Genomic DNA, 23,863 nt, shown 5'->3' on the forward strand with positions numbered 1-23,863 from the left:
TGTATTTTTAAACTACATTCACATTTTGATTGTAATGGTTCATTGTCCACTTACACCAATTCGTCGGAAATATATCCTTTCGGCAGTTCACGACAATTGTATCCAGAAGCCATTATTTCACCGTATGCGCCTGCCGAACGAAGGGCTATCAAGTCGCCGCGCTTCACTTTGTTCAGGTCAATTGCCTTGCCGAAAACATCGGACGATTCGCAGATAGGCCCTACTACGTCATAAGCCTCTATCGGTTCTTCAGAGGTAATATTTTCCATTTTATGATAAGCCTGATATAATGCCGGACGGATTAAGTCGGTCATACCGGCATCAAGGATAGCAAACTTCTTCTTTGCGCCTTGCTTCACATACAAAACTTTAGAAATCAACGTACCGCACTGACCGACTACCGCACGTCCTAATTCAAAATGTAAAGTCTGGTAAGGACGCAGCTTCAATTGTCCGGCGTAGGTAGCAAAGTAATCTTTGAAATTCGGGATAGCCTGACGGTTGGGATGCCCGTAATCAATACCGAGTCCGCCGCCTACATTGATATGTTCTACTAAAATATGACGGGCTTCAAGTTTATCCTGCAATTCGTTGACACGATTACAGAGAGCTACAAAGTCACCCATATCAAGAATCTGCGAACCTATGTGGAAGTGCAGTCCTATGAATTTGACATTCTTCATTTCCTGAGCCACATCGATCACCTTATCCATATCCTGCATGCTGATACCGAATTTATTTTCTGCCAGTCCGGTAGTAATATTGGCATGAGTATGTGCACCGACATCAGGATTGATACGGAAAGCCACATTGGCAACTTTATTTTGGGCGGCAGCTAATTCATTGATTACTTCCAGTTCGGGGATAGACTCGACATTGAAACAGAAGATACCATATTCCAATCCGAGATTGATTTCCCAATCAGCCTTGCCTACTCCGGCAAAAACAATTTTGCCGGCAGGGAATCCGGCACGAATAGCAGCGCGGATTTCTCCACCACTCACACAGTCGACTCCCATTCCGCCCTCACGGATAATGGTAAGTACCTTCGGGTTGGCATTGGCTTTAACAGCATAATGCACTGAATAATTAGGATATTTGGCAACCTCATGGTTTATAGCCGACAATGTATCGCGCAATACCTTAGTATCATAATAATAAAAAGGAGTCTGCAAAGTGCGGAATTTATCAATTGGAAATATTCCTTTCATAGTTCGGAAAACTTGTTTAGTTAGTTAAAAAGAGCGCTTTTATCAGTTCAGTAAAAGCGCTCACATTATTTGTGGAATTATTTGTTGTTGAAAAGCATATCGCTCAGCGATTGCAATGCCCTCTTCTTGTCACACTCACGGATGAGGAAAGAAATATTGTAATTACTTCCACCAAAAGAAATCATTCGTACCGGAACATCACGCATCGCATCAAGTGCCTTGGCTTCAAAGCCAACGTTCTCCCATTCCAAATCACCTACAACACAAATAATACACATCTCTTTGTCAACGGTTACTGTTCCGTATTTTTTCAGATCGTCCAGAATCTCGTTCAGATGCTTCGTGTTATCGATTGTTACAGATACACCTACCTCTGAAGTACAGATCATGTCGATAGACGTCTGATAGCTTTCGAAGATCTCGAATACCTTGCGCAAGAAACCGTGGGCAAGTAACATACGGCTGGATTTGATTTTGATAGCCGTAATGTTTTCCTTCGCTGCTACTGCCTTGATTTTACCTTTTTCCGTGTCGTTGGAAATCAGCGTACCGGGAGCTTCCGGGTCCATGGTGTTCAACAGACGTACAGGGATATTGGCATATTTGGCAGGCTGGATACAGGTGGGATGCAGGATTTTTGCACCGAAGTAAGCCAACTCGGCCGCTTCTTCAAAATGAAGCTGACGAACCGGGGATGTCTTGTCGACAACACGCGGGTCGTTGTTATGCATACCATCGATGTCTGTCCATATCTGGATTTCGGAAGCGTTCACAGCAGCACCAATCAGGGATGCGGTGTAGTCGCTACCACCACGTTGCAGGTTGTCTATCTCGCCGTAAGCGTTGCGGCAGATGAAACCTTGCGTAATGTAGATTTCTACATCCGGATAGAGATCAAGCTGTGCGCGCAATTTATCCTTAATATATACAGGATCCGGTTCTGCGTTCTTGTCAGTACGCATGAATTCCAAAGCCGGAAGCAACACAGACTTCACACCACATTCCTGCAGATAGAAGTTCACCATGGCCGTAGAAATAAGCTCTCCCTGTGCCAAAACCACTTTCTCTTCAAACAAAGTGAAAAGGTCTTTCGTATAGGAGCGGATGTAGTCGAAGTGGGATTTGACAACTTCAAGACCTTTCTGTTTATATTCCTGAGTGGCGAAAAGCTCATCAATGTGCTGTTTATATTTTGCTTCCAACTTATTGATAATCTCGTTGGCACCCTCCGGATTCTTCTTATACAGATAGTCCGAAATTTCCACCAATGTGTTTGTCGTGCCTGACATAGCAGAAAGGACAACAATCTTCTGTTCACCATCGGTAATCAATTTGGCTACTTCCTTCATGCGCTGAGCAGAACCTACGGAAGTTCCTCCAAACTTTAAAACTTTCATTTTCGTTACTGTTTTAGTTATCTATATTTAAATCTATTTCTATTGTTCTCTGCCGGGGCATATATTCGGCTGTCACATCTACAATCTGATGGTCGGCACAACGATATACCCTGCCCGGATACTCTTTCAGCAATTGCAGATTGTGTGTCGTCATCATTACGGACGAACCGGAACCACAGATATTGTGCAACAATTCAACAATGGACTTTCCGGTTTCCACATCTAAGTTTCCCGTCGGTTCATCCGCAAGGATGATGGCGGGAGAATTGAGTACGGCACGTGCAATCACAATGCGTTGTTGCTCACCACCGGAAAGCTCGTTCGGGAGCTTATAACCCTTGTTGGACATTCCCACCAGCTGAAGCACCTCTTCAATGCGGTCTTGGATTTCCTGTTTGTTTTTCCAGCCTGTGGCACGAAGTACAAATTCCAGATTATTATATACAGTCCGGTCTGTAAGCAACTGAAAATCCTGAAAGACAATGCCTAATTTCCGGCGCAATTGCGGAATATGCTTACGTTTGATAGAACGCATGTCATAACCTAACACTTCCGCTTCACCGTCGATTATGTCCAGTTCGCCATACAAGGTCTTGAGCAGACTCGTTTTTCCCGAGCCTACTTTTCCTATCAGATAGACGAACTCTCCTTTGTGCAATTCCAGATTTACATCGCTTAGCACACAGAGTTCCTGTTGATGGATTTCTACGTTCTTATATTGAATCAACGCCTCGTCATCCATACCGACTCTTGTTTCATTTTTTAATTTTTAAATATTAATTGTTCAATGTTTCTTCCATGTACTGCTGTGTCTTTCCTGCAATTCACGTGCAAGATCTTCGAGACGATAGCCTTTTGAAGTAAGCAATACAATCAGGTGGTAAATGAGGTCGGCTCCTTCGTAAATCAGGCGGTCGTCTGTTCCGTTGGTTGCTTCGATGACTGTTTCTACGGCTTCTTCACCTACTTTTTGAGCCATCTTATTGATTCCCGACTGAAACAGACTGGTAGTATAAGAACCTTCGGGCATTTCTTCATGACGTTTGTCAATGAAATCTTGCAATGCTTTCAGGAACATAACCGGTTCTTCGTTTTTCTCACCCCAGCAAGTATCTGTACCTGTATGGCATACGGGACCTACCGGATTCGCCTGTATCAGTAGTGTATCATTGTCACAATCGGCTTTGATAGAAACTACGTGAAGGAAGTTACCGCTTTCTTCGCCTTTTGTCCAAAGACGATTCTTGGTGCGGCTGAAGAAAGTAACTTTTCCGGTTTCTACCGTTTTATCATAAGCTTCTTTATTCATGAAGCCCAGCATCAGGACTTTACGTGTCTCGTTGTCCTGTATGATAGCCGGAACGAGTCCGTTCGTTTTATCGAAATCCAATTCCATTTTTATATAAGTTCCAATTACTATTTCAAATTACAATTATGAGCTATTCGCCTATGAAGTTTTTTGCAGATATCTTATTCTATTTATCTAAATAGATTATTCATCCGCATGGAAACCTGGCCGGGGTGCCTCACCCCTAATGGTAATTCCTTCGCCGCAGCCTGAAGGATAATTTTTGCTGCGCAGTAATTACCTAATGGTAATTCCTTCGCCGCAAAGATACAATTTTAATTCGGTAATTTTAATTTCTCCGAAGTGAAAAACACTGGCAGCCAAGGCGGCATCTGCTTTTCCTTGTAAAAACACATCACGGAAGTGCTCTTTGCAGCCTGCCCCGCCCGAAGCTATGATAGGAATGGAAAGCTGATCCGCCAAAACAGCAAGTGCATCATTTGCATAACCGGCCTTTACACCATCGTGATTCATGCTTGTGAAGAGAATTTCTCCCGCTCCACGCTCCTGGGCTTCTTTTGTCCATTCGAACAGGTCTTTATCCGTTTCAATACGTCCTCCATTCAAGTAACATTTCCAACCATTTTCGGTTTGTTTGGCATCTACCGCCAACACACAAACCTGCGAACCGAAATTCTTTGCAATTTCGTCAATCAGTTGCGGATTGCGGATTGCGGAAGAGTTGATAGAAATCTTGTCAGCTCCGGCATTGAGCAGACGGTCTACATCGCTTAGTTCGTTGATGCCGCCACCTACGGTAAACGGGATATTGATATTAGCAGCAATCCGTTTTACCAATTCCGTGAAAGTCTTGCGTCCTTCATGACTTGCAGTGATATCCAGGAAAACAAGTTCATCGGCTCCTTGTTCACTGTAAGCCCGCCCCAACTCTACCGGATCACCGGCTTGGCGCAAATTGACAAAATTCGTTCCTTTCACGGTTTGCCCGTCTTTTATATCCAGACAAGGTACTATTCTTTTTGCTAACACAATCCTATTTTATTTATTGTTCAACAATTTATAATCTATATCCCTGAAGTTTGATTATTTATCTATATCCCTAAAGTTTAATTATTTATCTCCTCTTATAATAAGAAAGCAACCATTTATAATACAAACAGCCATTTTATTCCGGTACGCTAATTATAAAAAGATTCTCAAATCTTTTAGGGTGATATGTCCTTCGTACAATGCCTTGCCGAAAATTACTCCGGACACTCCGGCTTCGTTCAAGGCAATAATGTCATCGACATTACTTACTCCGCCACTGGCCATCAGATAGAGGTCGGGAAATTTCTCCAGCATCTCCTTATATAAATCAATGGAAGGTCCACTCAGCATCCCGTCACAACTGATGTCTGTGCAGATTACTTTTCGTATACCTTTCTCCATATAATTTTCAAGAAATGGAAAAAGTTCACAGGCACTTTCGTCTTTCCAACCATTGACGGCTATCTTATGATCTTTTACGTCTGCCCCCAAAATAATTCTCTCGCTTCCGTACACGTCAAGCCAATGACAGAACAGTTCGGGGTCTTTCACGGCAATGCTGCCACCCGTCACCATTTGTGCACCGCTTTCGAAAGCAATTCTCAAGTCTTCATCACTCTTTACTCCACCACCAAAATCTATTACCAAGGAAGTACGGATAGCAATCCGTTCCAACACCCGATAATTGACTATATGATGAGAAGCGGCCCCGTCCAAGTCTACCACGTGAAGCCTGCGAACACCGTTCGCTTCAAACTCCTTGGCAACTTCCACCGGATTTTCGTTATATACTTTCTTACTGTCGTAATCTCCCTGGGAAAGGCGTACGCACTTTCCGTCAATAATATCAATGGCTGGAATAATTTCTATCATCTATTATTTATTTGCTAAAAGTTTATTATAAACGATGAACGAGTTTATTATAAACGATGATGGAGTTTATTATAAACAGCGACATTGTTTATCATAAACAGCGATATAGTTTATTATAAACGGCGACATAGTTTATCATAAACAGCGATATAGTTTATTATAAACGGCGACATAGTTTATATTTATAGATTCAAAAAGTTCATCAGAATCTTCTCTCCCGTCTTACCGCTTTTCTCCGGATGAAACTGGGTGGCATAAAAATTGTCTTTATGCAAGGCGGCACTAAAGGGGTGAATATAATCAGTTGTAGCAGCAGTAAAGTCACAGGCAGGCACATAAAAGCTATGTACGAAATAGACGAACTCTTCTTCGGTGAATCCTTCAAAGAGTTTGCTGTTCGTGCTCCCAATGGTATTCCATCCCATGTGCGGAACTTTATCCTCGTGCTTCTGCGGAACAAAACGTTTCACGTCCACATCAAAGATATTCAAACAATCAACCGCTCCTTCTTCGGAATGCCGGCACATCAACTGCATGCCAAGACAAATTCCCAATACAGGCTGACGGAGACTCTTTATCAATTCGTCCAGCCCTGTCGCTTTCAGGTGTTTCATGGTAGTCTCCGCCTCTCCCACTCCGGGGAAAATAACTTTATCTGCCGACTGGAGTTTTTCCTTATCGGCAGTAATCACCGCTTCCACGCCCAACCGCTTCAAAGCATAATCCACGGAACGAATATTGCCGGCATTGTATTTTACAACTGCTACTTTCATCAGCTAAATATTACTGTTTTATTTTTATAAGCCAAAACTTTACGTTCGATATGCTTCTGTACGGCACGCGAGAGGACAATCTTCTCCAAATCCTTTCCTTTATTTACAAGGTCTTCGATAGAGTCTTTATGAGTGATACGCACCACGTCTTGTTCGATAATCGGACCTGCGTCCAGTTCGGTCGTTACATAATGACTGGTTGCACCGATAATCTTCACCCCTCTTTGGAAAGCGGCATGGTAAGGCTTCGCACCTACGAACGCAGGAAGGAAAGAGTGGTGAATATTGATTATCTTATTCGGATAAGCGTTTATCATCTGTTCGGAAATCACTTGCATATAGCGTGCCAATACGATAAATGTAATCTTATGCTTGGCAAGCAGTTCCATTTCCTTGCGTTCCTGTTCTTCTTTCGTCTCCTTCGTGATGGGGAACAGATAGAAAGGAATGCCGAAACGTTCGGCCACATGCTGCAAATCGGGGTGATTGCTTATAATAAGAGGTATCTCTACATTCCACTCACCTGCCGTATAGCGTGCCAGCATATCGAAAAGGCAGTGCGACAGCTTGGAAACGAAAATAGCCATACGCGGTTTCACATCCGAGAAATAAAGGCGGAAATCCATTTCGTATTTTTGAGCGTAAAGTGTTCTGAAATAATCTTCAATCTTTTCCTGAGGAACTAAAAAGTCTTTCAATTCCCATTCAATACGCATGAAGAATATGTTTTCTACATGGTCTACATATTGGTCCAAATAGATAATATTTCCTTTGTTTACCGTAATAAAGTCCGTCACTTCCGCAAGGATTCCCGGTTTGTCGGGACAGTGCAATAACAGTTTGGCTGTTGTCATCATTCTTTTTGCTAATTTACGATTCCAGGCAGAATTGTTTTCCACCTTTCTAATTTTAGTTTGCAAAAATAACGATTTATTGCAAAATCGCGAATTATTCAAGCAGAAAGTTGATATAAAAACAGAGATTTCTTACAGATAGAAAGAATTCGGGAGCTATTTTCTATGAATAGAATGACAAACTTCGGGATAATGATGCTATTGCCTTCGGGATAGTGATGCTATTGCCTTCAGGATAATGACGCCATCCGATTGTCATAGTGACGCCATCCGGTTGTCATAGTGACGCCATCACAATAGGATAGCGTCACTATCCGAAGAGAAGAAAAAAACGATATTTTTTTCATTTCAAAAGTACTCAAAATGAGACACTAAGCATTTTTCCCGTTTTTTCTTGAAAAAAACTTTTCCTAAAACGCTTGCAGATTTACAAAAAACAACTACCTTTGCACCCGCAATCGAGAGAGAGATGCAGATTAACAAAATGAAATTCTGGTGCGTTAGTTCAGTTGGTTAGAATACATGCCTGTCACGCATGGGGTCACGGGTTCGAGTCCCGTACGCACCGCTTCTTTAATAGAGAGGCGGAAAGAAATAAAATGAGTTAGTCTGAATAAAAGCAGAATAAAATTTGGTGCGTTAGTTCAGTTGGTTAGAATACATGCCTGTCACGCATGGGGTCACGGGTTCGAGTCCCGTACGCACCGCAATAAACACTGAAAATTAATGTATTACAAGTATAACACCCAGTTTTACACCCAATAATGTAAAACTGGGTGTTTTTATTTTATTTAAGTTTTTTCTTCTCTAGTCATTTTTTTTCTGAAGAAATCAGAACTAAGTGAGTATGTTTTTCTAGTTTTGCATGCAAAACTAATCGAGTATTTTATAGTTAGAGTTATGAATTTAGATGATATTTATAAAAGAGGTGTGTGTATCATTCAAGGAATGTCTATAAACCTCAAACGTTTTACCGAAGATGACCATGCGTTAATAGAAAGATTGTTCTCAGATATTTCTGTTAATAATTATTTTATATTACGAGATGATCACCGTGAAAACTTAAAACTATTTACTGAACATTTACTTAACTGGATGAGGGAGTATAGTGGTTTTACGTTTGTAATTGAAGATAAAGGAGGAAGACAAATAGGTTTTATTGTCTGTGAATTTGGGCAATGGAACGGGGAATTTGGCGCATTTCTTTCTTTTGCGGTCTTACCGCAATATCGAAATCAAGGTTATGCTACAGAAGCTGTTGCATTATCTATCGCATTAATGGGGAACTCTGTAATTAAAAATATTATTTTAGATATTTCTTCATCCAATCAATATTCTTCAAACATTGCTAAATCATTGGGCTTTATACCTGATAAAAAACCTTTATATGATATATTTCATCCAGAAGTTGGAGTACGGTATAATTGGGTAAGACAAGCTCCTTGTAACAATGAGGTTATTGACGTTAAAGGTTTGCGTGATAAGAAAAGGGCACAAGTTATAGGTATAGAAAATGGAGTATATCTTGGATTCGATTCTGATAATGGGGTGCCTTTATATTGGGCAAAAACTAATTTGATAGCTCAAAAAGATGATATCTTTTGTTTTGCAAGTTCTCCAACTTATTTAGTTAAAAACAATAGCTATTCAGAAGATGCAGAAGACTGGGACTTATTTTGTTGGGGTGATACAACTGGAAGACTTTTAAAATCAGAATTAGATAGGCTTCCTCAAAATATCTGTGGTGATACAAAGTTTGATTTAGCATCTGTTAAAATTGGAAATAATTGGCGATTACCATCTTTATCTGAATTTGAAAAGCTTGAAAAATATTGTAGCTGTGAATGGTCTACGGATTATCGTATTTCAGGAATGGAGTTTGTTAGTCGTATAAATGGACAAAGTATATTTTTACCGGCATTAGGTCTTAGAGGAGGAAATCGTGGGCGTGTCTATGGTGGAGGATTGGGCTGTTATTGGACTGGTACGTTGGACAGTAGTAATGAACCATACTATTTTTATTTCGGACGAGGTGGCTCCGGTCTTAAACCTGTTCCGTTATATTATGGTGTTTGCATTAGACCTGTTATCGATAAATTATAAAATAAGTAATGTGTCAAACATACTCAAAATAAAGCTCACCCACACTACAAATATTTGTGGTATGGGTGTAGTTTTTAAAAAAGTTTTTTGACACATTCTCTTTTTATTATCTCCCTTCAAAGTTTTATCCAACGTAAAAAGCAATCGGGTCTGTCTGAAAACTTTGTGGGTATATTATGTTAATTCAAGTTTCGCAAGTGTATTATCTTTGCGGTTAGATTAAAAAAAACAACCATCCAATGAATTCTAATCGCCCCCTACACCAAGGTATACCATTCTTTGTGTTTAGATTATGCAAACTAACAATGTAGATTTAATGTACCCGCAGGTTTTTCAGACTGACTCGTTTATTCCATCCGATGCCGTTCTTGGTTAATGGTTAAATGGGCTCAACCACGCTGTAATTATGCTTCAATGCAGTCAACAATCACCGACGGGAGAAAGTTTTCCGACAGGCGCCCCGTTCTGTTAACGGATGCAAACGCAATAAGAGAGAGTTTGTCCGCATTTTGAAAAACGCAACAAGCCATCCACCGCTTTACATCATTTAACAATAACGCATCAAATTCCGCTTTATCCTCGCTTCATGAAGCATTCATTTTCGTTTCTTCACGGATATTAAGTAAATATTTATTCAATTTTAGAACGGAGATGGAACGAAGGTGATACGGAGGTGATACGAAGGTGATACGGAGAAGTGACGAAAAAGCAGCGGGAAAGCAAGGAAAAGACAAAAAATCAGAATCTTCGGAAAGGCTCCGGAGGGAGTTTGTTTTTTTGTTTTTTTACCAGTTCGTTAACCAAGATTAAGCGTCTGGAGTGAACCGCCGAATGGAAAATCTTGGGTATGGATGTTGCAGCACCCTGACAAATTCAACATACCCACAGGGCTTTCAGGCTGCCCCTTTCCATGCTGCCCCTTTCCATGCAGTTACCTGATTATCATCATTTCGACTGTCCGAGTTTGTCATACTCATCATCCGTAACCGGTTCAAGCCATTCATTGGAAGTGTTTTCGCCGGATACTTCAAAAGCCAGATGGGCAAACCAACTGTCGGCAGCAGCTCCGTGCCAGTGTTTCACATGGGCTGGAATATGGATAACCGTACCGGGCAGAATCTCTACCGCCGGTTTGCCCTCTTCCTGATACCAGCCCCGACCTGCTACACCAATAAGCATCTGTCCGCCACCTTTCGTTGCATGGTGAATATGCCAGTTATTGCGGCAACGCGGTTCGAAAGTAACGTTAGAGATATTCACCTGCTCGCGCGAAACCGTAGCAAGATAGCTGTTACCAGTGAAATACTGTGCATAGGCGGTATTGGGTTCGCCAATAGGGAAAATCATCTCACGCTGGAAAGCTGTTTTGGCATCCTCACCAACAATATCTTCTGCCCATACTCCTTTTGCCAGGTTGAAGGCTGCCCACGCCTTCGGCCAGCCAGCATAGAAACCTATGTGAGTGATAATCTCCGCAATCTCTGTGCGGGTGATGCCGTTCTTCTTTGCCGACTGAAGATGATAAACGAGCGAATTGTCCGTGATTCCCTGACTGATAAGAGAAGTAATGGTTACTAAACTGCGGTCACGCAGACCGAGTTTATCGGTGCGGCTCCAAACTTCGCCAAAGAGAACATCGTCATTGAGTTCCGCAAACTTGGGGGCAAACGTTCCCAACTGGTCGCGTCCTGCCGTCTGTACAATTCTTTCTTGTGCCATAACATTGAGTGTAAAAATACCGAATACTGAAAATAAAAAAATCTTATTCATAATCATTCCGTTTTTTGAATGAAGTTATTAATGCGGTTGCCGGATTAAGCGGCATCTGGTCGGAAAGTACGAGCGTCTTGACCATGTGCAGCGTTGCTTGTTTGTACTTTTGAAAATGCTCCGATGCAATATGAGATTCATAAGCCTCCTGACTCGCGTAAGTTTCAAGAATAGTGATCCTGCCTGGGTTCTCTTTTTCGCTGACGGCATACATAGTCAGCACTCCCGGTTCAGTACGCAAGGAGACTTCACCCGCTTCGGTCGCATATTTTATATATTCTTCAAGATACTCCGGATAAACCTCGATTTTTGATAGCCGCACAATGCCATCAGCCGCCATAGGTAATTTGGCGCACATACCAGACGGTTGTTTCATATCCTTTTTCCCTGTCATACTGCAAGATAACATAACCAATAAAGACAAAACACTGAGAATCGTTTTTATCATCATCTCCTATCTTTTCATTGTCAAACTTCTGATTGCAAATTTACTGGGATAAAACGGATGGGATTGTATATCAATTACGGATTTTTGTACCCAAATCCCCGATTCTGTAATAATGCCGAATAAGAATCAATTATTATCAGATACAAATCAATATTGGGGGGCTGCCAATATGGGGGCTTTGTTTTTATAACTACCCAATTATAACTGCACTTTATTTTTTCCGGATACAATCAGTTATCAATGTAACGCTTTATTTCAGTCGCTTTACAGCTTCCGGAAGCGGAAGAAAGCAGGCAGGCGGTCGGGATTCAGCGTGTAGCGGGCACGGTCTTTCAAAAACGGTTCGGCGTTCATCACCGCACAAGAATGGGGTACTGCCGACATCATTTCCCAATCTTTCTGCGAGTTGCCGACAATCAATACTTGCTCCAAAGGGAAAGCTAAAACTTTACATATATGGAGCACTCCTTCCTTTTTGCCGGCTTCTTTATGTACAACTGTGATAAGGGGTGGTTTATAAAACACCTGATAAGGTTTCTCTTTCAACAGGGAAAGAATGTTCTCCCTCTGTCCTTTCTCATAAACCAGCATGCTATACTTATAGACTTGGCCTTCATAGCTATGCGCCGTTATCTTTGCCGATTTTTCGTTTACGTCCGGTAGTGATTCAACCGGTAAACATCGGCTCTGCCCGTCGTACAACAATAATCCGCCGTCGGCAAATGCCCCACCTTTGAACAAACTGAAAAGAGTCTTACCCAATTTTCTCCGCGCCTGTTCCATAGATAAAGAAGTAGCCAGATACAAAGGAACAAATTGCGCTATGTACCGCAAGGCATGGGCATAACTTTCCGAAACCCTTCCTTGTGCATCGGTAAGAGTTCCGTCCACATCAAAAAACACGGAAGTAATCAAGGGTTTATCCGGTATCCGCCAAAATGCCCCCTCTCCCATTATCCGATGCAAAGGATGATTAGTCTGATTACTGAAAGCAATGTAACAATCACAAACTTTCCTCTGACAAGGAAGCGAGATATCCAACTTCCGACTCTGATAAAGATTGCCTATTTTCACCCGACTTCGGGGACAGGCAAAGATATCTCCTTTCCAGTCAATGAAACAACTGCTTCTCCCTCCCAAACAGATATCCCATTGGGCCGAAGCGTTTTTTAAATCATACTCAAAAAGGTTATCCAGTTGCGTAAAGAAACGAATATCTTCTATGCTCAACGGAGACTTCAACCCCTGCATAGCATTAATAAACAAATAAATATCCGGCAAAAGAGCATTTCGCAAATCGCTAAGTACACTTTTTGCCATCGGATTGCCTACTGCTCCGGCACAGACCTGTATTCCTGCATGATAAAGCGTATGAAGTTGCCGAACAAAACTTTCTACCGAAGTCATTTCCGGATGAAAGCTGGCCCAAATCTTTATCTTACCCCTCAATGCCGGAGTTGCGCGGAGTTCGTCCAGCCATTCGTCGGCAGAAAAAGAAAGATTAGTCTGACAGGAAATTCCGGTCACATGTGGCAATGACGCAAGCCGTATTATTCCTTCCCTATAATAGCGATGTATGAGTGCTTCACCATAAGGAATGACAAATAGTTGCAAAGCCTCTCCTGCCCATTGCTCAATAGCGGCAATAAAACGACTCCATGCCTGCTTGTCCTGCATTGTTGTAGATGCAGGATGAGACTTCTTGCCAAAAGGACAATAAGAACAAGTGTAGTTACAACTATTCAATTTACCCCGATAGTATATACGTCGGATAGAAAGTAAAGAGCCTTCGTTTGCCATTGTCATTTCATTCAAATATCATTCAAATATCACCCAATTTTCACTCAGTAAGAATAAGTATCCATTAGTCGCCTGATTCTCTGTGGGATAAATAACTGACCGATATAATCGGAATAACCAAGTCCTTCGGGAGTCAGCCGGATACGGTCGGAAGTTTCCTCTATCCAGTGCTGTTCTGCCAGTTCGCGAAACAACGGAGTCCTGTCAATCGGCTCTCCAAAACGCCGGGTATATTCAGCCTTGTCAATCCCCGTATAATACATCAGATTCTTGATGATAAAACGCTGCTGTTGTTCCTTTGCGGAAAGGATAAATCCGTTCCGGGCTACGGTGAAATCAGTGGTTGCCATATATTCGTCTATCTCGCGGGCAATGCATTGCTGACAGACGGTATATCGGGTGGCATAGTGTAAATCACCCAAATAACTGCGTCCGCCCGACCCGCACGAAAGCATCACTTCGTCGCCACATGAGACTTCCGCGTCAGTGGACGGATGATGAATGAAACGCCGCATGGATGTTTGCAGAAAGCCTTTCGCCTGCAACAACTCGCAGGCAGCGCGATACATTCGGAAACAGACATCATCCGGTTCCCGTTCGGTAATACCCGTACCCTGACGCACATATAGCGGATAGATAAAGAGTTCGTTAGGCTGGAACCGGAGCGCTTCTTCCAGTGAATAGAGGAAACTTTCTACCGTCTGTCCCTTAATGCCATAAATCAAATCGATATTGAAATAGGGAAAATCCATTTGACGAATACCTTCCAACGCTTGATAAATAGTGTTTTGCCGGGGGCGCCTTTTGATAGCTTTCAGTTCTTCATCTTGAAAACTCTGTATGCCGATACTTACGCGGGCTACTCCCGCCTGTTTCAAGACATTGAGCCGCGAACGGTCTGCGTATTCCGGTGAAGTCTCTACAGAAGTAAAGGCATGAGACGGATGCACACCGAACAAAGCGGCGGCAGCCATTAATCGTTCCAGTTGCGGAACAGTCAGTAGCAACGGAGTACCGCCGCCAATGGCAAAGCTATCGAACGTCAGTCTGGCAGTGAGCGGCGAAAGTTGCTGTGCCTGTCTGTGAAGGGTGTCCAGATAAGCGGCAATATATTCTGTACGGTTCGTTTGCAGGGAGAATAAGTTGCAGTATCCACATTTATGGCTGCAAAAAGGGATATGAAAGTAGAGTGACGCCTTTCTGCCTTCCAGTTGCTCCAAATATGGGAGCAGCGAAACCGGAGCTGGAAAAGGACGGTACGCTGTTTTATGCGGATAACTATACATGTAGTCTACATATCGGGATAGCGGTCGATTCATTGTTTCGTCAGTATAAAATGTTTGTAAGGAACCGTGTAGACGGTCTCGTGGGATATGCAGTGATACTCGTAGCCGTCTTCGCCGTAGCAGGTGCCGTGGTCGGAAAGGGCGATGACCAGCGTGTCGGAACGTCGCCGAAAAGCCTGAAACAAGCGGGGCAACTGGCTGTCGACATACCGCAATGCCGCTGCGTGCGATTCTTTATCGTCTTTCGTTTTACCTTTCACATAGTGACAGTTCGGGTAATGGATAGCGGAAAAGTTGATATACATGAATATACGTTTGTCCGAAGGGTAATTCTCTAGTTTCTTCAAGGCAAAATCAATCTGCTTCTCCGCACTGTCGGGAGCCGTACAGCCAAAGGTCGGCAGCCAGTAGCTTTTCGTAAAATAACCGGGAAACACACGTCCCAGTTCATTGCGTTTGCTAAAGAAATTCACGCCGCCTATGCAGATTGTCTCATATCCCTTATTGGCAAGGCTCTGCACGAAAGTAGCTTCCGTAAACGGATAGCTGCCTTCGGGCGGAATACGCCCCGTCCCTGCCTGCACAGGGAAAAACAGCCATTTACGGCTACGCAAGGAATGAGGTTCTGCCGGTGAAGGAAGAAAGCCTGCGAAAATGGCAAAATGAGAGGGGTAAGTAAAGTTTCCCGGCGCGTGCCTTTTCTCCCATAAGCCGCCGTGACTATTCAGCACCGGTGTTCCTCCGGCGGCTTCTTCCGCTTTACTCACATCGTAGCGCAGCGTATCGAAGCAAAGCATAAGTATATCATGGGTTCCCACCACACGATTCATATCCATATCGGGATATCGGTTCTGCTCTCCCGCCGGCAGTTCATCTATCTGCATGGTCATATTTATCTTTTATCGTTTCTATCTGTCGGGTGTAAATCGAATTGTCGGCATACATATCCTGGTAAATGTGGTCGCCCTGGCCGTTGACTTCAATAATATAAGGTATATCCGTACCTCTTTCTATCAGTACATCCACTCCGGCATACTGCAAATCCATTGCGTGGACGGCTTTTCTGCATAAGAGGTAAATCCGCTGCCGCACCTCTTCCGGCAAGGCAAGCTCTTCCCACCGACGTGGGTTATTGTTTAGATGCAGGTTGGTAATACTCCCCTTGCTGCATCTCACTACCACATAATAAACCTCCTCTTCTCCGCATACCACCCGAAGGTCGTAATTTTCTCCCTGCCACTGCTCCTTAGGTATCCACCCTTCCAGCACAGCTCCGGTATGCATGACGGCTTCCGCCAGGAGGAGAATTTCTTTCTCCTTTGTCAGACGGTGAATACGTTTGGTATTACGGATGATACCGTCCGCTTCCTGCAAGGTGGTATAAGCCACCCATCTCCGTTGATGCGGCCGGTAGCGGATTGCCATAATACCGCCCGCTCCCGAACCGTAACGGGGTTTCAAGAAACATCCTCTGCCGCAGTCGGCAAGTGCTTGCAGCAGTTCGTCGCAGGAGCGTGGCGTACCCAATATGGAAGTTACATTCAGGGCCTTTGCCGATAAAACCTGCTTGGTTTCCTTTTTATCAAGTGCCTGCAACAATGCATGGGGCGGATTCAGGAAGTGCACACCATCGGGCAAGACTGTCTCATCCAGCCGTTGCAATACGGCTTTGTATGCTTCATTCAGCCGAGCATATTTCAGAAAATCCGTTTCGCTGCTCACCCACGGTTCCAGTTTCACAACCGCCTGACACAATGACGGCAGGCGACTGAACAACTCTTCGTAAGTCTGAAAACGGACTTCCGTCTGTAACTTCCTGCCTGCTTCGGCAAAGTATTCGATACGCTTGGACAAAGAGTTGCCGACAACGATGATTTCCATACTTTCCTACTCCGTAATCATCGGGCTATACCAAATTCCACCGCTGTATTCTTCGGCCTCTTCCGTTTCGGCAATGTCTATCTTCATGGGGAGTTCCTGCAATTTCTTCTTCATCTCCCGGCTCAAATAGTTATAACGCATATTGATGAACTTCAAATGGGCAATCTTATCCACATTGTCCAGCAGGAGTCGGGCACCTTCATCTTTGAGGACACCTGCCGAAATATCCATGGTTTCAAGTTGAGGGAGAATATCCGATTCTAAGAACATCTTTACAACCTCGTCCTGTTCTTCGGCATTCACAATACCCAGATAGGTCAGTTTCGGGAAACGTGCTTTGGAGAAAAGCGGACGGAAGATTTCGATATCGCCTTCAAAGCCGTAGTCTTCCACACCGGCATACAGAACCAGCTTTTCCAAATTCGGGAAATCGGATTTTAGGATGTCTTCCACCACTTCCGTAGGAAGGCCGCCGCTGATAATCTCCAGCGAGCGCAACTCCGGACGTGAAGTCTGTCCCAAGCGAAGATTATTCGTTCCTTTTATCTTCAAGTCTTTCAACTTAGGCAGAGCATTGAGCAGGGGACTGAGATCTGTCTGTTCAATCCAGGAGATTTCCTGCTCCTCCCAGTCTATATCTCCCCAGAACAAACCTTCGAGGTGGGCAAACTTATCTTTATGTTCAAGCATTCCTTCCAATAAGGCAGAGCAGTCTTCACCTTCGTAGTCCCAGCAGCCGACAGTGATTTGCTTATATTCGGGCAGATGTTTGTCTTTCAGAATCTTATCCAATAGCTTCACATCGTTTTCATACTCATCATAGCTCAATGTATATTTCTTAGCTTCCACTTTCATTTCACGTGCTGTTTCTTCAGCAGTTTCCACATAGCCTTTCTTTGTCTTCTCTGCAATCAGTTTGTCGGCAGCCTTTTCGGCTTCTTCAACAGTCGGGTAGTTTTTCACTTGGGTCTGCCCCTCTGTTCCCAACTTACCGTAATTAACGACAACGTCTGTTCCCTGTACATCTACACTCCAGAACTTCTGCGATTTAAAGTCTTGAAATACGAAAACTCTTTTCATAATACTTTATTTTATGGTTGATATTATCCCATTCAAAGCGCAACAACGCATGAACGATGCCTGCAAAAATAATTATTTTTCGCCACGTACAAAGCAATCGCACACTAAACTTTCAAAACCAAGAGATATAAACAAGAAGGGCTGCCCCGTTTTCTTTCGGAGCAGCCCTTGCTATTCTGTTTCTATACTTCCGTATTAATCTTCAATTGTACATATACTTACACGGTTCCAATCCGGTTCGGTAAACATGTCACCTACCCCCTGACCTTCGGCAGTGATACGGGAAGCGTTAATCTTGTATCTATTGACCAGGATAGTCTTGACAGCTTCCGCACGTGCAGCGGCGATTCTGGCGTTGACTTCCGCACTACCTTCCGGAGAAGCATATCCTTTGATAATCACCTTTGTATCAGAATGTTTCTTCATATAAGAAGCTACACGTTCCACATTGGGTAACTGCGACGCATCTACCGACGAACGGCCTTGTCTGAAAGTAACAATGGATTCCGGAACGCGGGCAGTGTTGACTACTGTTTCAACTGGAACCACCTTTGTACGACATTCTTCCAAGTCTTTCTGCAATCCGTTGATTTGCTGGTTGGCAGTATTCAATTCACCGTCCTTGTTGTTCACTTCGGAACGGAGAGCATTAATGGAAGAGTTCAAATCGTCGATTTCCGCCTGATTGTAGGCTTTCACTTTGGCAAAGTGGTGTGTTCCATTACTTGTCTTAAAATGGTAAGTCAGTCCGGCAGTCAACTCGAAAGCTGCATTGTTGGCATTGAAACGGCTCTTCGCATGGTTATAATCACCTTGCATATCATATACAATGGCAGGTTTGATTCCCAATGTCCATGCTTTTGATTCACCGAGATTAAAATTGAAATTCAATCCGAAGCGGGTAGACCATGAATTTTCATCACCGTCACCATTTACATAATAATGTAACCATCCCATTCCGACCACAGTTTCTATCTCAAACACACGAGGCTGACCTTGATAACTTGCGAACAGGTTCATCAGATTGACCTTACCCAATAAACTGACATCCGAAGCATCAAAAGCCGTTTTACTCTGGGTGGTATTGATATATCCCATTCCCTGAAATCCCAAACCGAAGATAGGAGTTAATTGTTTTGAGAATCCCACTCCGAAAGCGGGACGCATACTCTTAAAGAAAGCGCTGTGAGTGAGAGGAGTGATTGCTCCTGCATTTACTCCCACAGACCAATTGTCTGCAAACTTTGTACCTTCTACTACCGATTGGGCATTTGCAGTAAATGCGCCCAATACAAAAGCTGATAAAATAATAGATTTTTTCATAATCAAATGTTTTTTAAACTGTGATGTTTTGCATGCTAAATCATTAGAAATGTTTTTATGTGTTCCATGCCTAACTTTTTAGTTCATAATTAAGTTCGTTATTCACACTAAACAACATATCGTATAAAAAATTAGTTCACACACCCGGCAGATAATTAACAACTATTCACTTAACCAACCTGCCATACGGGTTCTTGCATAGAAATAATAGAAAAACAGTCCTATCCAACTGGTAAGAAGAATCAGCACAATAGCCAACAACTTCTTTTCCCAAGGTACATAAAGACGCCCTATTTCCAAAGCTGCCTTAATAGTCAACACGAAGCCGACTACCCAAATTACAAATCCAACCATAACAATATAATTTAATTAAGCAATCATTTAAATATCACATTTCAATATATAACCAACAAAAGCATCTGTTGGTTTCTTGAAATTTTACTTTTAACATAAAAACAATCAGGAATATCCTCCTATTGACATTTTTTCCGGATAATACCCGAACAAACAAATTATTACGTTCGTTAGAAAAAAGAAAATGCCCTATGAAAATCTTAACTCAAAGCAAGAAAAAGTTGTCGGTATCTATTAAAATAATAAAAGATACTTTCCAAGGATTTATGGATGACAACGTCATGAGATTGAGTGCGTCACTGGCTTACGCAACCCTGTTCTCAATCATCCCCCTGCTCTCACTCCTCGTTACTATCGGAGTATTACTCAATGTAGATTTCACCCATCAGCTATATGCCCAACTGGAACCCATCGTCGGCTCTAAAGTGATTGATGCGCTTCAAGTAATTATGGAAAATGCAGAGACTACCGAATCCTTTTCATTCGCCACTATCATCAGCGTAGGCGTCATGATATTCGGCGCAACGACTGTTTTCGCGGAAATACAAAGTTCACTGAACACCATTTGGGGAATAAAAGCCGTTCCTAAGAAAAGTTGGCTCAAATACATCCAAAACCGATTGCTATCTTTCTCTGTTATCATAGTTTTTGCTTTCATTCTGCTAATCACTTTTACCATTAGCAACCTCATCACGGAATTAAGCAACAAATTCATTACCAATCATCCGGATATAGCAGAATCTTTAGTGAAGACAATAGGAATGATTATTAATATAGGTGTAACCACTGTCATCTTCACTCTTATCTTCAAAATATTGCCGGATGCGAAAATTAAAAGCAAAGATGTATTTATAGGAGCGCTTGTCACTACCGTTTTATTATTAATCGGACAATGGGGAATATCCTTTTATATCGGATTTGCCAATATTGAAACCGTATATGGAGCGGCGGCGTTCATGGCTATTTTCATTACATGGATTTATTATTCAGCCATTATCATATATACAGGAGCGGAATTTACGAAAGCATGGGCGAACGAGTTAGGTGGGAAGATTTTTCCTGACGAATATGCCGTGGCAACCAAAGTCATTGAAATACGTGAAGAGAACAAGCCTGTCAATTAACTTCAAGCACCAGTTTCAGTAGCAATTATTATCTATCTGAAACTGGTGACAGGCAAACAAACAAGCAGCTTATCTTCTGGCATTTGCCGAGAGTGTATATATCTCGCCCTTATTCTCACTTTCTTTTATCCGGTTTCTCATACGTACCATTTTTCTCAATTTCTCAGTCTTCCTACCTGACGAAAAATGATATATAATTGCACCAATAGCTGAGCCTACTGTCAGCCGAAGCCATAAATTGAAATTATTAGTTTTCATAATCAATTTGTTTTAATGGTTAATTATTCAGAATACTCTTAGTTATCATCATAATTGTTCTCCCACCAATAAATAGTAAAAGGGGAGAATAGCTTTCACTTACACTATCCTCCCATTGCAGAACAACAAACCCCTAACTATTTCTTAGCCTTATCCGCCATAGTATGGACTTTATCTCTCACATCATCCGCTTTTTCGGCAACATAAAAGGTTCCTTCAGCTACCTTATCAGCCACTTTTGTTCCAGCATCCAATACCTTGTCATTTACCGTATCAATCAAATTAACACCGTCTCCGGTTACTTTCTGAAATGCATGATTTACTTTCTCTTTCACACGCTTTCCTTTGGGAGAACGCCAAAAACGATAAGCCAACGCACCAATTACCGAACCTACTCCCAGTCCGATAAGAAAATTAGATTTTCCACTTTCCATAATGAAGTTTAAGTTTTAAAAGTTAATAAATCAGAGTTCTTCGCTTCTGGGGTGTTTTCTAAATAAGGACAAAATCCATAATAGCAATACAGCACCCACAACCGAAGTTATAAGACTACCTAAAATACCGCCGGCAGCGATACCTAATAAACCGAATACCCAGCCGCCTAAAAGGCCACCGATAATACCTACAACTAAATTAATCCAAAGGCCGAAACCTCCTCCTCTCATAATCTTTCCGGCTAAGAAACCGGAAACAATTCCAATGACAATGTACCAAATTACACTCATAATTAAAAAATTTAGGTTTATATATAAATTTCAAAAAAGGGTTTACTATTTTCTCCAGTTATAATAAGATTCTCATTTTATTTAAAAACGTCTTTTAGTATCATTTAGTTTCAATTCAACCCAACATTTTAACACATATTTTGTATTTATCATATTTTAGCAACATCACGAACAATATTAAGAATGATTAAAAGCTCCATCTAAACTTCTTTATTCCACAATATGTTTTACTAAATGTAAAACATTAAAAATACCGAAATATGAAAAATTGCGATAATTTATTTATTACAGACCAAGCCGAGTATGAGAACATACATAAGATGTGCTCGGACGCATACACCCAAGGACGTATGGCAGAAAGAACCCTGGCTATCGAAGCTTACAGATTACGTTGCCACCATCTGTTTGGCAACAGATGCATGACACGCTCCTCCTTCGGAACGTTAACCAAAAAAATATGTGATGGAGATTGCCGGTATCTGAAGCAATACAAATCGGAATTAAATAAACTGGAATCCGATAAATGAAAGGACAGTGGTTATCCTGTCCTTTCTGAAGGTAATAATGAAAATACTATGTTTCTGATGTATGAAACATATTTCAACAAAGTTTAATCAAGCGTCTTTTTCACTTCTTTTTTGACATTATTATAGCCTTCCTTTATTTCTTTCTTTGCTTTATCAGCTCCTTCCTTGACCTGCTCTTTAGTTTCCTTCCAAGCTTCCTTCACACTATCCGCTCCCGCTTCCATTTTATCAGAAGCTTTATCAAGTGCCCTATCGGCAGATTCCTTCGCGTTCTCAATCCGGTTGTTAACCTTATCCTGCGTTCTTTTATCCCTGCAAGAGGTAAAAGACAATGATACAACACATATTAATGCCAAAGCCGCAAACATCTTTTTTTTCATTTTCATATTCTCTCAAATTAGTTAGTTTACAATATAGAACAAAGATTTCCGGCGAAAGTTTTCCTAGCAGCTTCTTTCGCCGGAAATAAAAATTGAACTTGATTTAATAATCTAAATCATTACTTCTTATCCGACTTTTTGCCGGAAGTTGCACATTTGCTTTCTTTAGCCTGAGTTTCCTTTTTGGCACTCTTTGCTTCCTGTTTTTTTTCAGTTTTCTTATTCATAACACAAAATATTAGAAGTTAGTAAATAAAATTATTTATATGCAGCCGTTTATTTTTTGCTGCCTTTTTCTGATTTCTGATAATCACACCACGTCAGTTCCTTTTCAGGAGTGACGGAAAGCACTTCATTGCTGCGTTCGTCAGACAACTGTTTGTCCATTTGAGCAACTTGTTCTTCAGTGCGTTCCGTTCCTTCCGGTTTTCTGTCCACCAGTCCGTTTGTCTTTCTCACTTCTCCCAGCGGGTCGTCAATATACTGCCACTCTTCTTTCAATCGTGAGCTCTCACCTTTATTCCACGGACCACGGTACTCTTCACCTTTTGACAGATCAAAGTAAAGGTTACTATACTTTGGCGAAGTCTGCAACACTGCAGGTGGGAAATTCGGCTGAATGGTATTCAAAGCAGCTTCAAATTGCTGGAAGTGCGTAACTTCACGAGTCATCAGGAAAACAAGAGTTTCTCTCACCGAAGGATCCTCTGTAAACTTCAGAAGATTTTCATAGCCAATCTTAGCACGACATTCGTTCGCCATATTAGTCTGGAGATCTACCGTAAGTTCCGCATTGGCAGATACATAGCTTCCGCACCACGGATTTCCGTTACTGTCTGTCAACATCGGGCTACCGGGAGCTACCACCACACATTGCGGATTTGTAAACGCCTGTTGAATAAGTTCTTCCTTAGCAGACTTACCGTCCATCAGTTTACGAATATCCATCGTCTCTACAGCATCCTTCATCTCACCGTTGACCGGTCCGAGAAGCATCTGAATAGTAGCTCCCACTATTTCGAGATGCGCCAACTCTTCTGTAGCAATATCCATAAGCATGTCATACTTGTCCGGGAACGGATTATGACAACTGAAAGCTTGTACAAAATATTGCATAGCTGAAGTTAGTTCTCCATTAGCACCACCGAATGCCTCCAGCAATATGCGTGCGAAACGCGGGTCCGGTCTGGAAACACGGGCATTGAATTGCAAATCTTTTACATGATAAAACATAATCGATTTTTTTAAGTTAGTAATTCAGGTTGATTAAGATGTACATCTATATTTATAACATGTTGTTTTATATATTCACGCATTCTCTCAATGCGACATCGTCAGAAAAATATGCCGGATAGCAT

Annotated in this window: 24 protein-coding genes, 2 tRNA genes and 1 pseudogene; 5 read left to right on the forward strand and 22 right to left on the reverse strand. The window is 42.1% G+C overall.

What is annotated here, in order from left to right; translation table 11 throughout:
- Window positions 1-50: 50 nt before the first annotated feature.
- The 8 genes from lysA to purU all read right to left on the reverse strand — a co-directional run bounded on the left by lysA (window position 51) and on the right by purU (window position 7,449).
- The gene (lysA, locus tag NSB03_RS05195; protein WP_065538969.1) at window positions 51-1,211 is read right to left on the reverse strand and encodes a diaminopimelate decarboxylase; all 1,161 of its coding nucleotides are present in this window, start codon (window positions 1,209-1,211) and stop codon (window positions 51-53) included.
- 77 nt (window positions 1,212-1,288) lie between these two features.
- Window positions 1,289-2,608, reverse strand: a complete 1,320-nt coding sequence (locus NSB03_RS05200; protein WP_257466261.1) for an aspartate kinase — start codon at window positions 2,606-2,608, stop codon at window positions 1,289-1,291.
- 13 nt (window positions 2,609-2,621) lie between these two features.
- The gene (locus NSB03_RS05205; RefSeq protein WP_024987164.1) at window positions 2,622-3,350 is read right to left on the reverse strand and encodes a cell division ATP-binding protein FtsE; all 729 of its coding nucleotides are present in this window, start codon (window positions 3,348-3,350) and stop codon (window positions 2,622-2,624) included.
- Window positions 3,351-3,392: 42 nt separating this feature from the next.
- Window positions 3,393-4,004 (reverse strand): bifunctional phosphoribosyl-AMP cyclohydrolase/phosphoribosyl-ATP diphosphatase HisIE, encoded by a 612-nt coding sequence (gene hisIE / locus NSB03_RS05210; RefSeq protein WP_024987163.1) that lies wholly within the window; start codon window positions 4,002-4,004, stop codon window positions 3,393-3,395.
- Between the two features lie 189 nt (window positions 4,005-4,193).
- Window positions 4,194-4,946 (reverse strand): imidazole glycerol phosphate synthase subunit HisF, encoded by a 753-nt coding sequence (hisF, locus tag NSB03_RS05215; protein WP_024987162.1) that lies wholly within the window; start codon window positions 4,944-4,946, stop codon window positions 4,194-4,196.
- 153 nt (window positions 4,947-5,099) lie between these two features.
- Entirely contained in the window at window positions 5,100-5,819 is a 720-nt protein-coding gene (gene hisA, locus NSB03_RS05220) for a 1-(5-phosphoribosyl)-5-[(5-phosphoribosylamino)methylideneamino]imidazole-4-carboxamide isomerase (RefSeq protein ID WP_024987161.1), read from the reverse strand.
- A 182-nt stretch (window positions 5,820-6,001) separates the two neighbouring features.
- On the reverse strand, window positions 6,002-6,592 hold the full coding sequence (hisH, locus tag NSB03_RS05225) for an imidazole glycerol phosphate synthase subunit HisH (RefSeq protein ID WP_136000109.1): 591 nt from the start codon (window positions 6,590-6,592) through the stop codon (window positions 6,002-6,004).
- Window positions 6,592-7,449, reverse strand: coding sequence for a formyltetrahydrofolate deformylase (gene purU / locus NSB03_RS05230; protein ID WP_024987160.1), 858 nt, complete (start codon window positions 7,447-7,449; stop codon window positions 6,592-6,594). The genes hisH and purU overlap by 1 nt, the downstream gene beginning before the upstream one ends.
- Window positions 7,450-7,940: 491 nt before the next feature.
- On the opposite strand from purU, the gene NSB03_RS05235 reads away from it, so the two are divergent.
- From NSB03_RS05235 to NSB03_RS05245, 3 genes are all read left to right on the forward strand, one after another.
- Window positions 7,941-8,014 (forward strand) — tRNA-Asp (locus NSB03_RS05235).
- Window positions 8,015-8,079: 65 nt separating this feature from the next.
- A tRNA-Asp gene (locus tag NSB03_RS05240) sits at window positions 8,080-8,153 on the forward strand.
- Between the two features lie 193 nt (window positions 8,154-8,346).
- The gene (locus NSB03_RS05245; RefSeq protein WP_128824316.1) at window positions 8,347-9,549 is read left to right on the forward strand and encodes a GNAT family N-acetyltransferase; all 1,203 of its coding nucleotides are present in this window, start codon (window positions 8,347-8,349) and stop codon (window positions 9,547-9,549) included.
- Window positions 9,550-10,494: 945 nt separating this feature from the next.
- On the opposite strand, the gene NSB03_RS05250 is transcribed toward NSB03_RS05245, so the two are convergent.
- The 9 genes and pseudogenes from NSB03_RS05250 to NSB03_RS05290 all read right to left on the reverse strand — a co-directional run bounded on the left by NSB03_RS05250 (window position 10,495) and on the right by NSB03_RS05290 (window position 19,491).
- Window positions 10,495-11,319, reverse strand: coding sequence for a carboxymuconolactone decarboxylase family protein (locus tag NSB03_RS05250; RefSeq protein WP_128824315.1), 825 nt, complete (start codon window positions 11,317-11,319; stop codon window positions 10,495-10,497).
- A 2-nt stretch (window positions 11,320-11,321) separates the two neighbouring features.
- Window positions 11,322-11,692, reverse strand: a pseudogene (locus NSB03_RS05255) (putative quinol monooxygenase); the annotation flags it as partial.
- Window positions 11,693-12,031: 339 nt separating this feature from the next.
- On the reverse strand, window positions 12,032-13,567 hold the full coding sequence (locus NSB03_RS05260) for an STM4011 family radical SAM protein (RefSeq protein ID WP_024987157.1): 1,536 nt from the start codon (window positions 13,565-13,567) through the stop codon (window positions 12,032-12,034).
- Between the two features lie 44 nt (window positions 13,568-13,611).
- Entirely contained in the window at window positions 13,612-14,886 is a 1,275-nt protein-coding gene (locus NSB03_RS05265; RefSeq protein WP_135039200.1) for an STM4012 family radical SAM protein, read from the reverse strand.
- A complete protein-coding gene (locus tag NSB03_RS05270; RefSeq protein ID WP_024987156.1) occupies window positions 14,883-15,737 on the reverse strand; it encodes an STM4013/SEN3800 family hydrolase in 855 nt (284 codons plus the stop codon). Before NSB03_RS05270 ends, NSB03_RS05265 begins: the two co-directional genes overlap by 4 nt.
- The gene (locus tag NSB03_RS05275) at window positions 15,724-16,734 is read right to left on the reverse strand and encodes an STM4014 family protein (protein WP_024987155.1); all 1,011 of its coding nucleotides are present in this window, start codon (window positions 16,732-16,734) and stop codon (window positions 15,724-15,726) included. Before NSB03_RS05275 ends, NSB03_RS05270 begins: the two co-directional genes overlap by 14 nt.
- Window positions 16,735-16,740: 6 nt before the next feature.
- A complete protein-coding gene (locus tag NSB03_RS05280) occupies window positions 16,741-17,814 on the reverse strand; it encodes an STM4015 family protein (RefSeq protein ID WP_024987154.1) in 1,074 nt (357 codons plus the stop codon).
- A gap of 195 nt (window positions 17,815-18,009) precedes the next feature.
- Entirely contained in the window at window positions 18,010-19,137 is a 1,128-nt protein-coding gene (locus tag NSB03_RS05285; protein WP_120469080.1) for an OmpA family protein, read from the reverse strand.
- A 162-nt stretch (window positions 19,138-19,299) separates the two neighbouring features.
- Entirely contained in the window at window positions 19,300-19,491 is a 192-nt protein-coding gene (locus NSB03_RS05290; protein ID WP_024987153.1) for a hypothetical protein, read from the reverse strand.
- 191 nt (window positions 19,492-19,682) lie between these two features.
- Here NSB03_RS05290 and NSB03_RS05295 point away from each other — a divergent pair, with 191 nt between their 5' ends.
- The gene (locus NSB03_RS05295; protein WP_024987152.1) at window positions 19,683-20,615 is read left to right on the forward strand and encodes a YihY/virulence factor BrkB family protein; all 933 of its coding nucleotides are present in this window, start codon (window positions 19,683-19,685) and stop codon (window positions 20,613-20,615) included.
- Between the two features lie 69 nt (window positions 20,616-20,684).
- Here NSB03_RS05295 and NSB03_RS05300 read toward each other — a convergent pair whose 3' ends face one another.
- From NSB03_RS05300 to NSB03_RS05310, 3 genes are all read right to left on the reverse strand, one after another.
- Window positions 20,685-20,873, reverse strand: a complete 189-nt coding sequence (locus tag NSB03_RS05300; protein WP_024987151.1) for a hypothetical protein — start codon at window positions 20,871-20,873, stop codon at window positions 20,685-20,687.
- A 137-nt stretch (window positions 20,874-21,010) separates the two neighbouring features.
- Window positions 21,011-21,307, reverse strand: coding sequence for a YtxH domain-containing protein (locus NSB03_RS05305; protein ID WP_024987150.1), 297 nt, complete (start codon window positions 21,305-21,307; stop codon window positions 21,011-21,013).
- 30 nt (window positions 21,308-21,337) lie between these two features.
- Complete coding sequence (locus NSB03_RS05310) at window positions 21,338-21,598, reverse strand: GlsB/YeaQ/YmgE family stress response membrane protein (RefSeq protein WP_024987149.1); 261 nt, start codon at window positions 21,596-21,598, stop codon at window positions 21,338-21,340.
- 260 nt (window positions 21,599-21,858) lie between these two features.
- Between NSB03_RS05310 and NSB03_RS05315 the strand changes: the two genes are divergently transcribed.
- Window positions 21,859-22,125, forward strand: coding sequence for a hypothetical protein (locus tag NSB03_RS05315; RefSeq protein WP_024987148.1), 267 nt, complete (start codon window positions 21,859-21,861; stop codon window positions 22,123-22,125).
- 83 nt (window positions 22,126-22,208) lie between these two features.
- Here the strand turns inward: NSB03_RS05315 and NSB03_RS05320 are convergent, their stop codons facing one another.
- Window positions 22,209-22,505 carry a hypothetical protein gene (locus tag NSB03_RS05320; RefSeq protein ID WP_024987147.1) on the reverse strand — a complete coding sequence of 99 codons (297 nt, stop codon included), beginning with the start codon at window positions 22,503-22,505 and terminating at the stop codon, window positions 22,209-22,211.
- 276 nt (window positions 22,506-22,781) lie between these two features.
- Window positions 22,782-23,738: a manganese catalase family protein gene (locus NSB03_RS05325; RefSeq protein ID WP_024987146.1), complete on the reverse strand. Its 957-nt coding sequence runs from the start codon at window positions 23,736-23,738 to the stop codon at window positions 22,782-22,784.
- Window positions 23,739-23,863 lie beyond the last annotated feature (125 nt).

Source organism: Bacteroides acidifaciens, assembly GCF_024623065.1.
GTDB lineage: Bacteria > Bacteroidota > Bacteroidia > Bacteroidales > Bacteroidaceae > Bacteroides > Bacteroides acidifaciens.